Source organism: Alkalihalophilus lindianensis (assembly GCF_032843265.1).
GTDB lineage: Bacteria > Bacillota > Bacilli > Bacillales > Bacillaceae_D > Alkalihalophilus > Alkalihalophilus lindianensis.
The window spans coordinates 1-258 of sequence record NZ_JAWJBA010000597.1; the positions used below are offsets into that span (position 1 = coordinate 1).

Annotated in this window: 1 protein-coding gene; it reads right to left on the bottom strand. The window is 38.0% G+C overall.

Annotated elements, in window-relative coordinates; translation table 11 throughout:
- Positions 1 to 258 (bottom strand): transposase (locus tag RYX56_RS23570; RefSeq protein ID WP_317124282.1); only part of this gene is annotated, 258 nt, incomplete at both ends.

Below are 258 nucleotides of genomic sequence, written 5' to 3' on the forward strand. Positions count from 1 at the left end.
TATGGGCTTCGAGAAAAGGTTGCAGCAGTTTTGCATGGTGAATTCTAGCATTGTCTAGTATCATTACAATTTTCTCACCCTTATATTTGACTACAACTTTTTCAAGAAAAGATAGGAAAACTTGGGCATCATAGCGTTCTTCTTCTGTGACAAACACTTCGCCTGTTTCGTAATCAAGGGTACCCACTAATTTAACCCCATGATGTTTTCCATAAGTAGGTATCACTTTTTGTTGACCTTTCGGAAACCATGTATGAG